Annotated in this window: 13 protein-coding genes and 2 tRNA genes; 7 read left to right on the top strand and 8 right to left on the bottom strand. The window is 62.9% G+C overall.

The window, feature by feature from the left end:
* Positions 1-37: 37 nt before the first annotated feature.
* From ABD059_RS01780 to ABD059_RS01790, 3 genes are all read right to left on the bottom strand, one after another.
* Entirely contained in the window at positions 38-409 is a 372-nt protein-coding gene (locus tag ABD059_RS01780; protein ID WP_343877396.1) for a DUF262 domain-containing protein, read from the bottom strand.
* Positions 406-1,974, bottom strand: coding sequence for a type I restriction-modification system subunit M (locus tag ABD059_RS01785; RefSeq protein ID WP_343877398.1), 1,569 nt, complete (start codon positions 1,972-1,974; stop codon positions 406-408). Before ABD059_RS01785 ends, ABD059_RS01780 begins: the two co-directional genes overlap by 4 nt.
* 356 nt (positions 1,975-2,330) lie before the next feature.
* A complete protein-coding gene (locus ABD059_RS01790) occupies positions 2,331-3,473 on the bottom strand; it encodes a hypothetical protein (protein ID WP_343877399.1) in 1,143 nt (380 codons plus the stop codon).
* Between the two features lie 384 nt (positions 3,474-3,857).
* Here ABD059_RS01790 and ABD059_RS01795 point away from each other — a divergent pair, with 384 nt between their 5' ends.
* Complete coding sequence (locus ABD059_RS01795; RefSeq protein ID WP_343877400.1) at positions 3,858-4,133, top strand: hypothetical protein; 276 nt, start codon at positions 3,858-3,860, stop codon at positions 4,131-4,133.
* Between the two features lie 692 nt (positions 4,134-4,825).
* On the opposite strand, the gene ABD059_RS01800 is transcribed toward ABD059_RS01795, so the two are convergent.
* The 3 genes from ABD059_RS01800 to tadA form a co-directional block, all read right to left on the bottom strand.
* Positions 4,826-4,913 (bottom strand) — tRNA-Ser (locus tag ABD059_RS01800).
* 43 nt (positions 4,914-4,956) lie between these two features.
* Positions 4,957-5,442, bottom strand: coding sequence for a pyridoxamine 5'-phosphate oxidase family protein (locus tag ABD059_RS01805; RefSeq protein ID WP_343877402.1), 486 nt, complete (start codon positions 5,440-5,442; stop codon positions 4,957-4,959).
* Positions 5,443-5,553: 111 nt separating this feature from the next.
* The gene (gene tadA, locus ABD059_RS01810) at positions 5,554-6,039 is read right to left on the bottom strand and encodes a tRNA adenosine(34) deaminase TadA (protein ID WP_343877404.1); all 486 of its coding nucleotides are present in this window, start codon (positions 6,037-6,039) and stop codon (positions 5,554-5,556) included.
* Between the two features lie 23 nt (positions 6,040-6,062).
* On the opposite strand from tadA, the gene upp reads away from it, so the two are divergent.
* The 5 genes from upp to ABD059_RS01835 all read left to right on the top strand — a co-directional run bounded on the left by upp (position 6,063) and on the right by ABD059_RS01835 (position 14,129).
* The gene (gene upp, locus ABD059_RS01815; protein ID WP_019482335.1) at positions 6,063-6,698 is read left to right on the top strand and encodes a uracil phosphoribosyltransferase; all 636 of its coding nucleotides are present in this window, start codon (positions 6,063-6,065) and stop codon (positions 6,696-6,698) included.
* 359 nt (positions 6,699-7,057) lie between these two features.
* Complete coding sequence (locus ABD059_RS01820; protein WP_343877407.1) at positions 7,058-7,897, top strand: winged helix-turn-helix domain-containing protein; 840 nt, start codon at positions 7,058-7,060, stop codon at positions 7,895-7,897.
* A gap of 277 nt (positions 7,898-8,174) precedes the next feature.
* Complete coding sequence (locus ABD059_RS01825) at positions 8,175-10,631, top strand: LuxR C-terminal-related transcriptional regulator (RefSeq protein WP_343877409.1); 2,457 nt, start codon at positions 8,175-8,177, stop codon at positions 10,629-10,631.
* Positions 10,628-13,243: a LuxR C-terminal-related transcriptional regulator gene (locus tag ABD059_RS01830; RefSeq protein WP_343877411.1), complete on the top strand. Its 2,616-nt coding sequence runs from the start codon at positions 10,628-10,630 to the stop codon at positions 13,241-13,243. Before ABD059_RS01825 ends, ABD059_RS01830 begins: the two co-directional genes overlap by 4 nt.
* Positions 13,244-13,604: 361 nt before the next feature.
* On the top strand, positions 13,605-14,129 hold the full coding sequence (locus ABD059_RS01835; RefSeq protein ID WP_343877412.1) for a SixA phosphatase family protein: 525 nt from the start codon (positions 13,605-13,607) through the stop codon (positions 14,127-14,129).
* On the opposite strand, the gene ABD059_RS01840 is transcribed toward ABD059_RS01835, so the two are convergent.
* The gene (locus tag ABD059_RS01840) at positions 14,126-15,541 is read right to left on the bottom strand and encodes a dihydrolipoyl dehydrogenase family protein (RefSeq protein ID WP_343877413.1); all 1,416 of its coding nucleotides are present in this window, start codon (positions 15,539-15,541) and stop codon (positions 14,126-14,128) included. The two genes, ABD059_RS01835 and ABD059_RS01840, sit on opposite strands and share 4 nt — an antisense overlap.
* Before the next feature lie 123 nt (positions 15,542-15,664).
* Positions 15,665-15,737 (bottom strand) — tRNA-Arg (locus ABD059_RS01845).
* Between the two features lie 395 nt (positions 15,738-16,132).
* On the opposite strand from ABD059_RS01845, the gene ABD059_RS01850 reads away from it, so the two are divergent.
* Positions 16,133-17,962, top strand: a complete 1,830-nt coding sequence (locus tag ABD059_RS01850; RefSeq protein ID WP_343877506.1) for a phosphoenolpyruvate carboxykinase (GTP) — start codon at positions 16,133-16,135, stop codon at positions 17,960-17,962.
* The last annotated feature ends 81 nt before the right edge of the window (positions 17,963-18,043 follow it).

The raw sequence follows: 18,043 nt of genomic DNA on the forward strand, positions 1-18,043 counted from the left end.
CAACCGCTACTGGGAAAACTGGACGCAAGAAAACCAATCAGCTATCGCATAGACGCTGGACTGCTAACGGGGGCCCAACCACGGCCACCGGCTCGTTCTGTCCGTCCGGGAGTTCTTCAAGTCGAGCAGCCAGCGCGGCAAGCAGCAAGGTTACCGTGGTCACGCGCTGTTGGCCATCGATGATCAGGTCGGGTTCTCTAGAAGTGGTAGTGCCCTGGTCACGCTCGATGTACACAATCGATCCCGTGAAGTGATTGTTGAGGCTCTCCCGCGCGCCAGCGCCAACAATGTCCTGCCACAGCTGTTCACACTCGTCCTGCCCCCAGGAGTAGACACGCTGGTAAATCGGGACGACAAACCGCTCACTCTTTTTCAGCAGTTCCAGCAAATTCGCATCAACGGCTTTCACTTCACGCCTTCCAGATCGGCGACGATCTCATCAATGGAGATTCTCAGTTCCTGTTGCCGGGTGACGATGCGGGCGATCTCGGCGTTGAGTTTAGTGATGTCGACAAATTCGCGGGTGTCTTCGGCTACAACATAGGAGGTTACGGCGATGTTGTAGTCGTTGGTCCCAATGTCAGCGTTGGACACCAGCTTGGCAAAGTGGTCTGTGCCTTCGCGGGTGGTGAAGGCGTTCAGGATGTTCTGCTGGTGGTCGGTGGTGAGTTTGTTCTTGTTGCCGTTGCGGGTGAACTCGGCCGAGGCGTCGATGAACAGCACGGCATTGTCGGTCTTGGATTTCTTGAGCACGATGATGCAGGTCGCGATCGTGGTGCCGAAGAACAAGTCTGGCGGCAACTGGATGACGGCGTCGACGTAGTTGTTGTCGATCAGGTATTTACGGATCTTTGCCTCTGCCCCTCCGCGGTAGAGAACACCGGGGAATTCAACAATCGCAGCCGTACCGTTGACAGCCAGCCAGGACAGGATGTGCATGGTGAATGCCAGGTCTGCCTTGGACTTCGGCGCCAGCACGCCTGCCGGGGCGAAGCGGGGGTCGTTGATCAGCATCGGGTTCGCATCCCCCTCCCACTTGATCGAGTATGGAGGGTTGGACACGATCGCCTCAAAGGGCTCGTCGTCCCAATGCGCAGGATCGATAAGAGTGTCGCCGTGGGCGAGGTTGAACTTCTCGTAGTTCACGTCGTGGAGGAACATGTTGATGCGGGCGAGGTTGTATGTGTTCAGGTTGATTTCCTGGCCGAAGAAGCCCTGGCGCACATTGCCTTTGCCGAGTATCTTGTCGAACTTCAGTAGCAGGGAACCCGACCCGACCGCCGGGTCGTAGACCTTGTTCACCTGGGTCTTGCCGACGACGGTTATGCGGGCCAGGAGTTCTGAGACTTCCTGGGGCGTGTAGTACTCGCCGCCGGACTTGCCAGCGCTGGAGGCGTACATCTGCATGAGGTACTCGTAGGCGTCACCGAACAGGTCGATGGAGTTGTCCGAGAAGTTGCCGAGCGGCAGGTCCCCGATGGCATCCAGAAGTTTCACGAGCTTTTCGTTGCGCTTGGCTACCGTGTTGCCGAGCTTGGAACTGTTCACATCAAGGTCGTCAAAGAGGCCCTTAAGGTCATCTTCACTGCCGGCACCAACGGCGGAGCCCTCGATGTTCTTGAAGACCCTGGCGAGCGTCTCGTTCAAGTTCGCATCGTTCTGGGCCCGCTTGCGGACGTTCTGGAACAGCTCAGACGGAAGTATGTAGAAGCCCTTTTCCGCGACCGTCTCGGCGCGGCCGAACTCTGCCTCTGAGTTGGGCAGGACGGCGTAACTGAAACTAGCGTCACCGGCCTTGTGCTCGCCCGTGTTGATGTAGGCGGTGAGGTTCTCGGAGATGAACCGGTAGAAAAGCATGCCGAGAACGTAGCTTTTGAAGTCCCACCCATCGACCGACCCTCTAAGATCGTTCGCGATGCGCCAGATCGTCTTGTGCAGCTCGGCGCGCTGTCCTTCTTTGGTCGTGGGGGCCATATCTCGTCTCCTGAGCGTCGACGCGCTGTTGAGTTGGGTTCTGGGTCGGCGTCTAGATTTTCGGCGAAGTCCGACCCCCGGACGTTTGCCTACCCAGGACGGTTCCGCTCTGCATAAGCTTTCTTCAACCTATCGGGCTTTTGGGAGTCGTTCCCAGGACTCGCCCGAGTCACAACATAATGTCACTTATGTTGTGGGTGCTGAAGCTCCGTGACGGATCGACGCAAGATTCCTTCGTCCGCCTGCCGCCCTGTACGGCTGGTCATCATGGCTTAGCCCTACAACAGCTGACAAACAAGAGCCCCACCGGTCTCTGCCGGCGGGGCTCTTGCTATTGGTGCTTCTCTACTCAGGGACTAGAGCACAGGCTCCAGGGCCCAATCACGCACGGAGCGTCCATCCAGCAAACGCCACTCGTCCCGACACTTCGGGCAGTTGATCGTCACGTCGTGCTCGCGGAAGCCCGGAATGTTGTCGTGCTCCTCGACGATCAGTCCGTCGCCGCAGGGGCACCGGTACTCAATGCGCTCCACGGTCCCGGCGCCGGCCCCGAAGCCGCCGACTTCCTCCGTGTGGTCGCTGATCTCGATCGTGCGGATACCGGGCGACGGCGACAGGGTTCCGAGCCACGCGCCGATCACCTCGCGCGCTGCGTCGTACGCCTGAGGGGAGTGGGGGATCTCGTTGAGGAGGAGCACCAGTTCATCGGGGTTGCGTGCGATGCGGTGTGCGCTGCTACGTATTCCCTCGGCGTAATCACTCGCGAAATCACCGATCGGCTCGTCCCGGCCGGCCTGGGCGATCAGCCACGCGTGGAAGGGATCGGGATCTTCGGCTGCGGGAGTAGGTCGCACCCAGCGCTCGGCCACGGGTTCGCCTGCTGCGCACTGCGTGAGGGCTGTGCGCAGGTGCGCGTAGCCGGGCGGGCGGTGGTGATGGGCCTGCGGCTGGGACTGTCCCGAATTGATGACCATCTTGCGCACGTAGTCGTGCTCGTTGTCGGGGATTCCGATCAGGAGGTTCGGGCTACCGCCGCGGTCGGGTTCAGCGATGGGCAGGCCGAGCGCCGCGGCAGCCCACATCAGGCGGCCGTTGGTCACGTAGTAGGCGGGCGTTCCCTTGAGGAACCTCTCCACGGTGTCCTTCAGCGAATAGCTGCTGACCTCGGGGGACTTTGTCTTGGGGATGCGGCTGAACATCTCAAGCGCCTCGGCAATGAGCGCCAGCTGGATGTAATCGTCTTTCCCGTTGAAGCTGAACGCGGTATCCGTGTAGAAGCCGGCTTCACCAAGGACGAAATCGTCCCCTTCGTTGCCGTCGAGGTCGTGCTTTTCGAGGGTGTCGATCAGCTTCCGTGCGCTGATCCGTTCGCCGAGGAAGCCCTGAGCCAGAGGGTCTTCCATCTGCCTCAGGGCGCTGGTGTAGTTGCACCCGGTGAATTTCGCCCAGGCGCGAGCGTCCTGCTGAAGGGCGCGGTTCTGTGTGTGGTTCTCGGTCATCTCAATCTCTGTTCTAGGCATTGCAACCCACGCGTACAAGCCCTTTGACAAGAGAGAGATCTCTGACTGAAGGGACGTTCCACTGGATCGGCAACCGTTGTCCTCTGCGTCTTCGTCGCGTGGGGACTCAGACTCGGAGAAGGGCAGACCAGCCCGCCCGATAGAAGCATAGCCAGCCTTCGCTGGTGCTTCTACATGCATAACCGTCGATGGTCGCCAGATATTCCCGGCGAGGGCTTCCGGTCGCGGAGACGGCACTCTCGCGTGACTTCAGCCACAAAGCACCCTGATTTTGGGTCGATCCTCGCTGAGCGGTGAAAGTTCCTGGGATGGCCGCACACATAGGGGGTGGCAGAGCAACACCCCCTTCACGTACGGAGCATCATGACCCACATCAGCACAGCCATCAGCACCCTCGTCAGCGAGTACGACCGCCTTGAGGGGATCATCACCCCGCTGGCCACCGGACGGCGGGGGATGGCCATGGAGCGCATCACCGGCATGCTCTTCCGCGACCTCGCCGCCGCGGCAGATCCCGAGGACCTGAACCACCTGGGCGGGAGATGGGCGGAGAGGACGCTGTCGTGCGCGGAGTTCCTCTCCGGCCTGATGGTCGCCGCGATGCTCGACTTCCGCCAGAAGGCGGCCCGACACGGTTAGACGCCCGACGGCTACCAGGACCGGCTCCAGCAGATGCTGCTGGAGCTCTGGGACCACTTCCAGCAGGACCTGCTCGGCTACCTTGACACCTTCGATCAGGACGACGACCAGGACAACGACGATGGCGAGGATGTTGGGTCTGACTGATTGCCGGATGCTCGTCACAAGAGAGGTGAATTCGCCCTTAAAGGGAGCCGCTTCGCTTCGTCCCGGCAAACCACCATCGGTTCCGGTTGCGATATCCCGCTAGTCCTCTTGTGGCGCTCCCTGCCCGTTGCCCTTGGCGCGGTTGTGCGTCACGCAGAGCATGGTGAGGTTGGACAAGTTCGCCGGTTCCCTTGGAACATACCGTCCTAGGGAACAGTGAAACTCCGGCACAGCAGACCCGGCCCTTGTGCTGGCAGGACTAGAGGGACGTGTTACTGACCATTGGTCGACATGACGTTCAACGTGGTCCTGAACGGAGCCCCGCCCACGTCCATGGTCCGACTGGCTCCGTAAAGCGCCTAACCCAGAGAAAGCTCCCAACACTCGAATCAAGGACGAAGGAGGCCGCCTCCGGCTTATCGGCCACGCTGTGGCGCGTGCGGAAGCACCGCGATGGGGGGAGTTGATCTTCGAAAAATGCACCACAAATGCACCACCAGGGCCCTGGGAATGCAGAAAACCCCCGGTTTCCCGGGGGTTTTCAGTGGCGGTGACGGTGGGATTTGAACCCACGTTGGCTTTCACCAAACAACATTTCGAGTGTTGCACCTTCGGCCGCTCGGACACGTCACCAACGCAGTTACTTTACCGGTTGGCGGGCCCAAGCCCCAAAACGTTAGAGATCGACGACGTCGTTCTTGCCTGGATCGGCGCGCTCACCGGTGACCAGGCCCTTGGCGATCTTGAACGCCGAGACGATCTTCGGGGAATCCAGGGTCCAGTATTCGGCGGTATCGGCGTCGACCTTGATCAGGGCCACCGAGGTGTCATCCTTGCCGTTTTCGAACCACGGCTCCACTGATGCGCTCCACAGCTCATCGATCTTGGCGCGGTCCTTCGTCAGCGACGCGGTACCCGTGATCGATAGGTAGCCCTTGCCGCTGCTGATCGACACGTTCACCTGCGGATTGGTGCGGATCTCCGCGGCCTTCGGTGAGGGGTCCTCCGTGAAGAACCACAGATCGCCGTCGAACTCGGCCTTCTGCACGGCGAGCGGGCGGCTGACCAGCTGGCCCTCGCCGTTGATGGTGGTGAGGATTGCGATGTCTGCATCCTTCAAAACCTTGTGTAGTTCCTTCATGCCATCCTGCTGCGAGGTCATCAAGTGCTCCTTTAACTATGCGGCTTAACGATTTAGTCAGCCTACGCAGTACCTGGGGTCAGCGATACCGGCTTAGCCTCCAGCGAAATCCGCTGGCATCGCCCGACGGCGTCACCGTCCATGGCGCTGGGCGGTGAAGAAGTCCTTCAATAGCTGAGCGCACTCGTCCTCGCGTATCCCGGGGACAACCTCGGTCCAATGGTTGAGCCGCCGTTCCCGCAGTACATCAAAGACTGACCCAGCCGCGCCAGCCTTTGGGTCCCAGGCACCAAAGGCAACGCGGGGGACGCGCGCCAACACCGAGGCGCCAGCGCACATGGCGCACGGTTCCAGGGTGACCACCAGGGTGCAGCCGTCCAACCGCCAGTTGCGGGCGGTCGCGGCGGCACGGCGCAAGGCCAGCACCTCGGCGTGGGCCGTTGGATCCCCGGTGGCTTCACGCTCGTTCCAGCCGGTCCCCAGCACTGTGCCATCTTTGGCGACGACGACGGCGCCAATCGGCACATCCGCCGTCTCCAGGGCGCGGTGCGCAGCCTCCAGCGCGAGGCCCATCCACTGGGAAAGGAGCGGGTCGGTTCCGAGGGGGTTTGGCGGCATGCCCCCAATGATACTTTTGAGCTATGCGCGTACTGGTTGTAGATCATCCCCTTGTAGCCCACAAACTCACCGTCCTCCGGGACAAGGACACGGCATCGCCGGTGTTCCGGCAGCTGACCGAGGAGCTGGTGACGCTGCTCGCCTATGAGGCAACCCGTAATGTCCGGGTGGAGCCTGTCGAAATTGAGACGCCGGTGACTACTGCGATCGGGACGGGTCTGGTCAAGCCCACGCCGCTCGTGGTCCCCATTCTTCGTGCGGGCCTGGGCATGCTGGAAGGCATGACCCGGCTGGTCCCCACGGCCGAGGTGGGTTTCCTGGGCATGGCCCGCAACGAGGAAACCCTTGAGGCCATCACCTACGCGGAACGGTTGCCCGACGACCTGACCGGACGCCAGATTTTCGTCCTCGACCCGATGCTCGCCACCGGTGGCACCCTGCGCGAAGCGATCAAGTTCCTGTTCAAGCGCGGCGCTGCCGATGTCACCTGCATCTGCCTCCTCGCCGCACCCGAAGGCCTTGCTGCGCTGCAGGCCGAGCTCGAGGACGCCAACGTGACCATCGTGCTGGCCTCGATTGACGAGAAGCTCAACGAAAACGCCTACATTGTGCCCGGGCTGGGTGACGCGGGAGACCGCCTGTACGGCGTCGTCGGCTAGTCTCGGACTCCATCGCGGCAGGTGCGAGGGCAGGAAAACCGGGTCCGTTCCGCCGGAATTATGCCCAGAAACGGGTGACCGGCCGGACCCCAAACCATTGTTACTTGCGCGTAAAGGAATGTGACGTGCAATAATTTGTAACGTGTTTACCCACTCACCGGCATCTCCAGCTGCAGCATCAATCGCAGGCGCACAGCCTGCGAGTGCCACGCGCTGGTGTCGAATGCACGCGTAACGGCTTACCCACACCCCTTACGCACTCCTAGCCCAACGGCGGGCTCCATTGAAGCCATCTCGACTCGGGCATACCCCCGCATTCGTGCCGTGATGACGGCCATTCACGTAGAGGCAAACGATAAATGTCAGTAGCATCCGGATACGTCCACATCTCTCTCCGCAACGCACAGAGCCGCGCCAACCTTCAGGGCCGCTCCTCCCAGTCGCGCCCCTCCTTCGTCCCCTACGGCGAGGTTCCCGCACAGGACCAGGCAGCGTCTGGGTACCGGGCCCTCCAAGCCGTGCCGGGACCATTGGACAGCGCCCACCCCGATACGGCACCCACCCCTGTGGTGACCCCGAACGGGGTGCCCGGCCCCCAATCCGTGACCGGTGATACCTCCGCGCGCGGCTTCGTTCTTTATGTCGCGCTGGATGAGGGAGTCGCTGCCACCTGCGGCACCACGCTGACCAAGCTGGCCCAGGACGTCAGGGCCTATGTTCGGTCCCTCGTCCCAGAGGCCGAAAGCCACGCCGCCGTGGCGCTGGCACCAGCCGACGCCGTAGGAAGCGATATCGACGTCGTCCGGCAGGCTCTCGGCGATCCCACAGTCACCCGACGGGTCCCCGCTCAGGCGGCCCAGCCGGCCGCGCCGCGCCCCACGGGTGTCCTGATCGACCTGTCGCGGCGCGAGGTTCACCTCGACGGCGACACGCTCAACCTCACGTTCAAGGAGTTCGAACTCCTCAACTACCTGGTCGAAAACGCGACCCGGACGGTTGGCCGCGAAGAACTTCTCAGCGGCCTGTGGCGCAACGCCGAAGAGGTGCCCAACGAGCGCACCATCGACGTCCACATTCGCCGTCTTCGCTCCAAGCTGGGGCGGCTCGCGAACACCGTCCGAACGGTCAGGGGACAGGGCTACCGGTTCTACGAGCACCCTGAAGTCATCGTCTGGGCTGCCCCCGAATACTCCATCTAGTCGGGTCGGCGCCTGACCACCGCCAGCTGGCCGGCAGCAAAATGGCCACCATGGGTACCATAACCCGGCGGCAGGTGCTACCCTTTGGCAATCCCATCATCGGGGTGACTGTTGGGAGTCAGTCGCCTTGAAGATGAGATGGGCCGGGTAACCAGTGGCTGCAGAAGCGGAAGACTCTACAATTCCCTGCGCCCTGGCGGGTGTTCGGGATGGTGTGTGACGAGGCGGTAGTGGTTGCCAGTTTCCCATTTTCACACTCGCCACATTGGGGATACGTATGACTGGGGACAGAACCCGCGGCCAGTTGATTTCGCAACTGGAGGTGCTGCTTCGTCGCGGAGTGTCGGTGGTCGTCGAAGGCCAATTCGGTTCCGGAAAAACCGAGTCCCTCAAGATCGCTGCCCGGGCGCTTGAATCCGACCGAATCATAGTGCGCCTTCGCGGAACCCCCCGAGGCACCAGGACCGCCTACCTGGCGCTGGCAGACCTGGTCGGGGTCCGTCCTGGCACGGTCCCGCATCCGGCAGTGATCTTCGCGCAGCTCGCACAGCGGCTGAGGGAACTGGCCGTTGACCGCCCGGTGATCCTGCTGATCGACAATTTCGATTTCCTTGACCCGCAGAGCAGGGCCATGTGCACCATGCTGCTGGGAATGCCCTCAGTGACTCTTCTGGTGTCCTGCAATCGGGTTGAGGACAGCCCCGAACTTCGCGCCGCAGTCAACAGCTGCACCATGGAAGCCCTCACCCTTTCCGCGCTATCGGTGGCCGAGGGCAGGGAGGTGATCGAGCGCTTCCTGGGGGGCAAGGTCTCGACGTCCGTCGTCAACTCACTGCACGCCCATTCCCGAGGCAATGCCAGGATTCTGACCATGCTCGCCGCGCACGGTCGCGAGAACGGCAACATCGCACGCGTCGACGGACTGTGGCGCACCACCGCCCACTACGCCGAACCATTCACTAGCGGGTCCTTGCGGAGCGGCTTGGCGGTGCTGCAGTCGCGGCTCACCGCTGATGAGCGCGCCGCATTGGAAGTACTTGCAGCGGCTGGATCAGTCCACATTGATGTGCTGGCGCGCCACTGCGACATGCGGGCACTCGAACACCTGCAGCGCGAAGGTATGGTGGACGCCCGCGACGGTGGGAACACGTACTGGCTGCACAGCAAAGGGCTGGCCCATATTCTGCGGCAGACTCTGGGGGACACCAGAAGCCGCCAGATCTGGACCGAGGTGGTCGAGCCCGGAATGACCCTCCGAGGGGTGCGCCCACCGGGCGCGAACATTGTGTGGGCGCTGCAACGTGGAATTGACGTCAATGACACGGCCCTCCTGAACGCCGCCGACGACGCGATGCGCGCCTACTCGCCACGCATCGCCCTTGACCTGGTGTCCGCCGTGAAAAGGCGGACTGGACTCTCGGCCCGGGTAGAGGCGGAGGCCCACTGGTTCCTCGGACAAATGAAGGAGGGCCGGCGCGCCCTCGAGGGTCAGGCCGACGCGCCGGTGACGTCGACCGCGCCCGACGTCGAGGAAGCGGCAACCAGCCAGCTGGTCCGGTCTGTCTTTTCAGCCGGTGAGGTGGCCGGGGATGAGGGCCCGGAGCAGCTGGCCGGGGACTCGCTGCGGCAGCTGTTGATTCACCGCCGGACCGGCAATTACCCCGCACTGCTGGACGTTTTCCTTGCGAATAGCCTTCCTACCGGTTCGGACGCCCGCTACTTGGCCACCATGCTGGCCGCGGAGGCCTATGCGGCGTGTGGAGACTCGGCACGGGCGCGACTCATGACCATCGAATGCGGGTCGATGGCTGGGAGCGTCCGGTCCGCCGTCGTGCGTGAGCTTGGAGAAACCGCCCACTACCGGGTGCTCTTCCTCAACGGTGAGTGGCGGGTGCTCACGGACATGCTTTCCCAGCACATCCTGCGACGGCCAGGCCGCTTGTTGTTTGGCGAACAGTCGACCCTGTCGCTCCCACGCCTGATCTCCAGAGAGCCCCGGGACGGCGCGATCGCCGGTGAGCGGAGTGCGGCGCGTCCCGCTGACCTGTTCGGCTGGTTCATCCAACGGTCGGCGGAGCTGTTCGCCCTGGACGACTCGGGGCATCCGGCGGCCACAGGGTTGAAGGAACTGGCGGGTGACAGGAGGCTTACCGGCCTGTTTGGACTGCAGCTATTCGCGCTGGGTTCCCTGGCGCTGTTGCAAGGGGACGCCGGTACGGAGGGTGTCCTCGTTGACCATTTCAACGAGCTGGACCTCAAGCGGCTCGAACGGTGCGCCCGAACGACGACGGGCCCCCTAGCTCGGCAGCTGGGACTGCTCGCCGACGGTCTATTGGCGGGCGATCCAGCGACCCTCGTCCGGGCAGCGCAGGCCGCTGCCCGCCAAGGAAACATGGGCCTGTCAACCGTGGCTGCCACTCTCGCTTCTCGCGCTGCTGGCAAGATCAAACAACCCGAGGTCCAGCGGGCGGCCCAGGTGCTGGTGCCTGGTTCGGATTCCAGCCCCACGATGCCCGAGGACACCTCGATGCTGACCCGTCGAGAGCGTCAGGTGGTTGATCTCGCGTTGTCCAGCAGCAAGAACTCGGAGATTGCCGCGGTCCTGGGCATTTCACCGCGTACAGCCGAACGCCACCTTCAAAACGCCTACCGCAAGCTGGGTATCTCCACCCGCGAGCAGTTGCGGCTCGTGTTTCAGTCACCGGATGGCGCAGCTGAATCGGGCGGTGCGTGAATCGGTTGTCCCCCGCAGGCAAGTTGCCACGGAGCATCCTCGAGGAGGTACTCGATGCCGCGGGACGGGAACTCGTCACCGCCCGCTCTGGGGGGCTCCTCCTCACGACGTCGACGGTTTTTGGTGGGGACTTTCTCCTCACACGGATTCTCGCGTCCGCCGATCCCTTCTATACGGTCAGCGTGCAGGGAACGAAGTCGTTTTCGGACGTCCCATACGCCCCGCTGGCACCTTTGCTCCAGGATTCTCCGGACATCGACTTTGAGTCGGAGCTTGACGTCCTTTCCGCGGTTCGCGACCGGATCCAGCGACTGACTAAGGGGCGGAGCTGCGTGGTGGTGGTACGTGGACCGGAGCACCTCGATTCGGCGAGTATCGCCCTGTTGACCAGGCTCGCTGAGTCGCCCTCGGTCGGTTTGCTGATCCGGAGCGGACCACGCAGCAAGGTTCCTCTGGACCTGGAGCTCGTCCTGGCTGACGGGTTCATCGAGGAGGTTCACATCCCGGTACTGACCGCCGCCAATGTCAGGGAGTATTTCGATTCCATCCTGGGAGCCACCCTCCCGATGTTGTCCAGCACCCTGGTCTGCGAGGTCATTGGGGGGAGTCCGGTCCTGCTGGAAATGGTCACCCGGGACGGTGAGTTGAGGGACCTGATTCAGTTGCGCGACGACGTCTGGATCCTTCCGCGTGAACTCAGCCTGACCGACCGGATCGCCGAACGCATTTTCAGCTTGATTGCCGACTATGCTCCGGAGGAGACCGACGTTCTCCTGACTGTTGCGCTCGCTCACCAAATACCGGTGGACGTGGCGGTCCACCTGTGGGGGGCGGACCCGGTCAACGCCTTGTTGCTGGAGGGGGCGCTCGCCAGGGAAGAGGATGCTGGGACGATCTGGCTGCGCGCCGCCCCGCCCCTCCTCGGTGCAGCAATCCGGCATCAGGTCGAGCCATTCCGGTCGCGCCGGCTCTGGGAGAACGTCCACGAGCACCTCACCGACCTCACGAACACCCCGGGCATTATTCACCGGGTGCTGTGGAAACTCTCAGTGGGGGTCACAGTCGACGACGATGAGGTGCTGGCCGCTGCCACGATGGCTAACCGTCTCGACAAGCCAGACACCGCGGAACTCTTGCTGCGCCGGCTACCGTCCGGTGCTGCAGCGGACCGCCCCGGGCTCTTTGCAGCTGCCGAGGTGCAGCGTGCACGCGCCGAGTTCTATAACGGCCGGACCGACCTCGCCTTGCCCCGCCTCCGACGGCTCGTACTTCGTGATCCCGGGTCCGATGTCCTGACCTCGGTCATCCACTTCATTTTTCAGATCAATCTCGCCACGGGGCTGGGGGCATCAGCACTCTCGGAGGCGATCCGCCGTCACGCAGCGGCTGGCCCGACGGGCACCGCTTACGAAAGCACACTGATCGTGCGGCTGGGCCGGGATCTGCAACAACTCACTGCCGGGATCATCCCCAAGACCCCGGTGGTCGAAGCAACCACGGTTCCGCAGGATCCCAGGGAAGCGCTCTGCTGGCATTTCGTCATGGGTGAGCTGCTCTACCGGCGCGGCGACCTCTCGGGCGCAGCCGCAGAACTGAGCCTCGCGCTGGATCTGGTCCTCGACCATGAGCACCTGCGCAACTATGGCGGGTGCATTGTGACCCGGCTGATGCTCTTGCTGGTTGGCGGCGGATTCTGGGACGAACTGGCGGCACTCCAAACCGAGGTGACGGCCGGGCGGGCTCCCTGGATCAAGCGCTTAATCGGGTTTTGGGAGCTGATAGAGGGTCTGACAGCGCTCCAGAGGGGAAGGCCCCAGACCGCGCTCGCACACTTCCGGACAGCTGTTGTGGTTCTCAGGGCACGCGACATTAAGCAATTCAGGCCCCTCGCGGCCGCTCTTGCTACCTATACGGCCTGGCTGATCGGCGATCCAGGTCTGAACGATTTCGTGGGGGAGTACCGTAGGCTCAGCCAGCTGGGACCGCCCGAACGTCGGATGCTCGCCGAAGCCTATATGGCAGTGGCCGGGGATGTTCCGGCCGGCGCCTCAACGCGGCAACGCGGGCTCATTCCGGTGGAGGCAGCGAATCCGCAGATTCGCGCCGAACTGAGTTTTCTGCGGGTGCAGGCCGGTGCCGATGACGCCGTCGACGTCGGCATCGACCGTACCGCTGGACTCTCTGACCCGCGCACTCAAAGCCTCCACGCAGTGCTGACCGCGCTCGCCGACGGAAGCGTGAGCGCGCTGGTTGACGCAGCAGAGTTTTGCCTCGACCGGGGGCAGGACCTGCTGGTTCCGGTCTGTCTGGGAGTCCTGCTGACCCAGTCACCGGGATCGAACAGTAAGGTGGTGCGCAGTGCCGCGAAGCTGTTGGCCCGGCTCGACCCCGAGCTTCAGCGGTTACACCCTCAACTGGCGGCGCTGCGCCACGCCACCCGCCTCACCCCGCGTGAGGTGACCATCGCCGCAGACGTCGCTGCAGGGAAGACCGCCAGGCAGATCGCCAAGCACTACGGAGTGTCGATCAGAACGGTCGACGGCCATGTGGAAAGCATCCTCACTAAGCTTGGATTGTCCTCACGCAAGGAAATTGGAAAGCAGTCACCCTAGCGGCAGATGCAGAACACGTTGAAAACTACGTACCGTTCTCGAAAAGTCGGGTAGTACCTGCGTAGTGCTAGTAGGAGGTTCGCAGCCTATGTTGAGTGCAGGGAAGAAATTCCCAGGTCGGTGCGGACACCAGCACTGAAGCTTAGAGCCGGAGGCGGCGGAGGGACTCCCCAACGACCTCGCCGTCTCCGCCTCCAGCCGTGTTGGGGAAGCATCGACCGAAGCGGAACACCGACCGCTGACCCACAGATCGGAGCGGCTTCCCGGGGCGAGAGCCGGGAAGCCGCTCTTTCTGTTGGATCCTGGAAGCGGCGGTCCGAGATGCGTCGCCTTGGCGGGGAAACATCATAGACTTCAGGCCATGGCATCTCACCACCTCAAACGGCTCATGCTGCTGCGGCACGCCAAATCCGACTGGCCCCGGAACGTCGAAGACTTTGAGCGCCCCCTCAGCACCCGCGGGCACGGCGATGCGCGGCTCCCTGGGCTCTGGATGGTGGAAAACGACTCCGTTCCTGACCTGATTCTGTGCTCATCAGCCCTGCGCACGCGGCAGACCTGCACCTGGATCTGCAAGGAGCTCGGAGATAAGGCTCCGACCCCCAAACTCGAGGAACGGCTGTACTCGGCGTCCGCATCAGCGATCCTGGCGTTGATCAATCACGTTCCGGAAACGGTTACCAGCCTTCTGGTGATTACCCATATGCCCGGAGTCCAAGAACTCGCCATGCGTCTGGCCTCGGTGGATTCGGACGAGGACGCGGTGATGGACATGGCCACCCACTACCCGACGTCGGGCCTGTCAGTGCTGCAGCACGACCGACGCTGGGCAGAACTGGACGGCCGGGACGCCGTGATGACCAACTTCGTGGTGCAGCGAGCCTAGAGGCCGTACTTCTCCAGAAGGCGCAGCCAGACTTCGCTGATGGTCGGATAGGCCGGCACAGCGTGCCACAAACGGTTCAGCGGAACCTCCCCGGCGATCGCTATGGTCGCAGCATGCAGTAGCTCAGCGACGTCCGGGCCAGCGAAGGTCATGCCGACCAGGACCTTACGGTCCTCATCCACCACCATCTGCGCCCACCCTTGATAACCGTCGGAATGGAGCGCGGACCCGGCCACCGCAATTTCCAGGGATGTCTCGCTCACGTTGAGGCCCGCGTCCTGCGCCTGTTTCAGGGTTCGCCCCGCCATCGCGATTTCTGGGTCAGTGAAGACCACCTGCGGGACGGCGTACTGATCAGCCGAGGCGGCGTAGTCGCTCCAGTCCTCGACGGTGTCCCCGAGGCTGCCAGCCGCACGGGCAGCGATCGCCGAACCGGTGATCCTCGCCTCGTATTTCCCCTGATGGGTCAGCAGGACCTTGCCCGCAGCGTCGCCGACGGCATACAGCCAGTCGACCCCTTGAACCCTGCCCGACGGGTCGATGACGAGCTTCTTCGGGTCAAGACCGAAATCCTCCAGGCCGAGCTTGGTCAGGGCAGGCTGGCGGCCCGTGGAGACCAGAAGCTTCTCGGCGGTCACTGTTTCGCCCCCTTCAAGGTGCACGGTCACCGAACCGTTGTCCTGCTGTTTCACCGACTCGGTCGCAGTGTCGGTCCTGATGTCGATGCCGTCACCCTCAAGCCCCTGCCGCACAAGTCGACTGGCCGGGGCGGGGTAAGTGGAAAGGAGACCGCTGCGGGCAATGATCGTTACCGCGGACCCGAGCCGGGCGAAGGCTTGTGCCAATTCTGTGCCAGCGACACCGCCACCAAGGACAACTAGCGATGTGGGAACCTGGGGTGCCGAGGTGGCTTCGCGGGTCCCCCAGTACTCGACTGTGTCCAGACCCTCGATCGGTGGGATGGTGGGCGTGGAGCCGGTCGCCAGCACCACTGCCACCCGGGCTGTCAGCGGGGTGACGTCGTCGTCGTGGCGCACCGCAACCGAACGCTCACCCGTGAGACGTGCTGTGCCGCGCACCAGGGTGATTCCGCTGTCCTTCACCCACTCGGCCTGCGAGGAATCGTCCCAGTGTGATGCGAACTTGTCACGGCGGTCAAGGACCTGCTCTACATCGAGGGGGCCGGTGACTGCCTCCCGAGAGCCAGCAACCCCCAAGGCAGCTTTCAGGGCCGTGCCGGGGCGCAGCAAGGCCTTGGATGGCATGCAGGCCCAGTAGGAACATTCCCCGCCGACCAGCTCGGCCTCGATCAGAGCCGCCGAGAGGCCCGCCCGCACTACGCGGTCAGCCACATTCTCGCCGACAGCGCCAGCACCGATCACAATGACGTCAAAATCCGTGGAGTCGTTCATGCCTTGAGCTTTTCACTGCCGGTGCGCCGGGGCAACCTGTGCCCGGACCTTAATCGACGAGCCGGGACAAAAAAACACCCCCGGCCAAAACCGGGGGTGTCTTTTCTTGCTGGTAAACCACTGTGCGCGCGAAGGGACTCGAACCCCCAACCTCCTGATCCGTAGTCAGGTGCTCTATCCATTGAGCTACGCACGCAATCTGGTCAACTTCGGCGATGTGTCCAACGCATTTCTGCGTTACCCGCGCCGTTCTTGGCCTTGGATAACTTTACAGCTATTGCCGAGTTACGCCTAATTCACGGGAGGGGCTGAAGTTTTTAGGCTAGTCGCCGCGACTTGCTCCACTGCCTAAACTAGACCGGTCTACGTGACCTTAATCACATTACGGGGTGTTGACAGCATCTAAACACCGTGGATTCTAGGGGAATACCTTCACAAACCACACCCCGGACCCGATGATGGTGCAGAGGCTGGGAGTGACATGGACCATAGCATCGTTACACCACCCACCCAACGAAGGGACATGTTATGGGCGATCCTGTGCGCCAACTGGTTGAAGACAAGAACCTGAACGCAACCGATCAGAGCGGCATGCCCGTAGTGCACGTCGGCGGGGACCACACCCCGGCACCGACCACTCACGCAGGTTTAGTCGCGTGGGTTCAGGAAGTTGCCGACATGGTTCAGCCTGACCGGGTGTACTGGGTCAATGGTTCCGAAGCCGAAAACAAGGCACTGACCGACGAACTGGTGGACGCTGGAACCCTGCGTCGCCTCAACCCTGAAACGTTCCCCAATTCGTTCGCGGCCTTTTCGGACCCCGCGGATGTGGCACGGGTAGAGGAGCAGACCTTCATCTGCTCCCAGAACGAGCGCGATGCCGGGTTCACCAACAACTGGATGGACCCCAGCCAGATGAAGGAGAAGCTGCGAGGCCTCTTCACTGGATCGATGCGCGGACGCACCATGTACGTGATCCCGTTTGTGATGGGTCACCTCGATGCTGCCAACCCCAAGTTCGGTGTCGAAATCACCGACAGTGCCTACGTGGTCAGCTCCATGCGCATCATGGCCAACATCGGCACCGAGGTGCTGGCACGGATGACGGAGCTCAACGCCGAGTACGTCCCCGCGCTGCACTCCCTCGGTGCGCCCCTCGCCGAGGGTGAGACGGACGTGCCCTGGCCGTGCAACTCGGAAAAGTGGATTGTCCACTTCCCGGAAGAGCGCTCAATCTGGTCGTTCGGTTCCGGATATGGCGGCAACGCCCTGCTGGGCAAGAAGTGCTATGCCCTGCGGATTGCCTCGGTGATGGCACGGGATGAGGGGTGGCTGGCGGAGCACATGCTCATCCTCAAACTCACCTCCCCGGAGAACAAGACCTACTACGTGTCGGCCGCATTCCCCTCTGCCTGCGGCAAGACCAACCTTGCCCTGCTGGACCCCACCATTGAGGGCTGGAAGGTTGAGACGCTGGGCGATGACATCACCTGGATGCGGTTCGGTGATGAGGGTGAGCTCCGTGCGATCAACCCAGAAGCCGGTTTGTTTGGTGTGGCACCGGGGACCGGATGGCTGACCAACCCGAACGCGATGCGCGCGATCGCCAAGGGCAACTCAATCTTCACCAATGTTGCCCTGACCGATGACGGCGGCGTCTGGTGGGAAGGGATGACCGCCGAGGTGCCCGATCACCTGACCGACTGGCAGGGGAATGAATGGACGCCCGCGTCGGACAAGACAGCGGCCCACCCGAATGCCCGGTTCTGCACCCCGATCGACCAGATCGACATGCTCGCCGACGAGTTCAACGACCCGAACGGCGTCGAGATCTCGGCCATCCTGTTCGGCGGCCGCAGGAAGACCACGGTTCCGCTGGTTACCCAGTCGCGCGACTGGACCAACGGAATCTTTATGGGGTCAACCCTGTCGTCCGAGACGACTGCCGCCGCCGCTGGCGAGGTGGGCCGAGTGCGCCGCGATCCAATGGCCATGCTGCCGTTTATCGGGTACGACGCCGGCGACTACCTGCGCCACTGGATCACCCTGAGCAGCAAGGCAGATCAGGAGCGACTGCCGAAAATCTTCCTGGTGAACTGGTTCCGGCGGACCGCCGATGGCGGGTTCGCCTGGCCAGGCTTCGGCGAGAACTCCAGGGTGATGAAGTGGGTGATCGAACGGCTTGAGGGTACCGCCGATGCCGTCGAGACACCGATCGGCTATGTGCCGACCGGAGCTTCCCTGGACCTCACCGGCCTGGACATGACGCCGGAGGAGGTCGATGCCGCGGTGCGGGTGGATCCCGAGGAGTGGGCGGCTGAGCTGCAGGGTATCCAGGAGTGGTACTCCCGGTTCGGGGACTCCCTCCCCGCCGAGCTCCAGGATCAGCTGACCGGGCTCAAGGAGCGGTTCGCTCACTGATTGGCTCGACCCCTCTGACTGACGGAAGGCGCCCGGTGAAGAAATCTACCGGGTGCCTTCCGTTGTCCACGGGTTGCGGGG

The organism is Arthrobacter flavus (assembly GCF_039526005.1).
Taxonomy (GTDB): domain Bacteria; phylum Actinomycetota; class Actinomycetes; order Actinomycetales; family Micrococcaceae; genus Arthrobacter_D; species Arthrobacter_D flavus.

What these genes read in the sequence shown, in the direction of transcription:
- ABD059_RS01835 (WP_343877412.1), top strand. Translation starts at nt 13,605, where the DNA reads ATGGCATCTCACCACCTCAAACGGCTCATGCTGCTGCGGCACGCCAAA.
- ABD059_RS01840 (WP_343877413.1), bottom strand. Translation starts at nt 15,541, where the DNA reads ATGAACGACTCCACGGATTTTGACGTCATTGTGATCGGTGCTGGCGCT.
- ABD059_RS01785 (WP_343877398.1), bottom strand. Translation starts at nt 1,974, where the DNA reads ATGGCCCCCACGACCAAAGAAGGACAGCGCGCCGAGCTGCACAAGACG.
- ABD059_RS01820 (WP_343877407.1), top strand. Translation starts at nt 7,058, where the DNA reads ATGTCAGTAGCATCCGGATACGTCCACATCTCTCTCCGCAACGCACAG.
- ABD059_RS01825 (WP_343877409.1), top strand. Translation starts at nt 8,175, where the DNA reads ATGACTGGGGACAGAACCCGCGGCCAGTTGATTTCGCAACTGGAGGTG.
- ABD059_RS01850 (WP_343877506.1), top strand. Translation starts at nt 16,133, where the DNA reads ATGCCCGTAGTGCACGTCGGCGGGGACCACACCCCGGCACCGACCACT.
- ABD059_RS01795 (WP_343877400.1), top strand. Translation starts at nt 3,858, where the DNA reads ATGACCCACATCAGCACAGCCATCAGCACCCTCGTCAGCGAGTACGAC.
- ABD059_RS01790 (WP_343877399.1), bottom strand. Translation starts at nt 3,473, where the DNA reads ATGACCGAGAACCACACACAGAACCGCGCCCTTCAGCAGGACGCTCGC.
- upp (WP_019482335.1), top strand. Translation starts at nt 6,063, where the DNA reads ATGCGCGTACTGGTTGTAGATCATCCCCTTGTAGCCCACAAACTCACC.
- tadA (WP_343877404.1), bottom strand. Translation starts at nt 6,039, where the DNA reads ATGCCGCCAAACCCCCTCGGAACCGACCCGCTCCTTTCCCAGTGGATG.
- ABD059_RS01805 (WP_343877402.1), bottom strand. Translation starts at nt 5,442, where the DNA reads ATGACCTCGCAGCAGGATGGCATGAAGGAACTACACAAGGTTTTGAAG.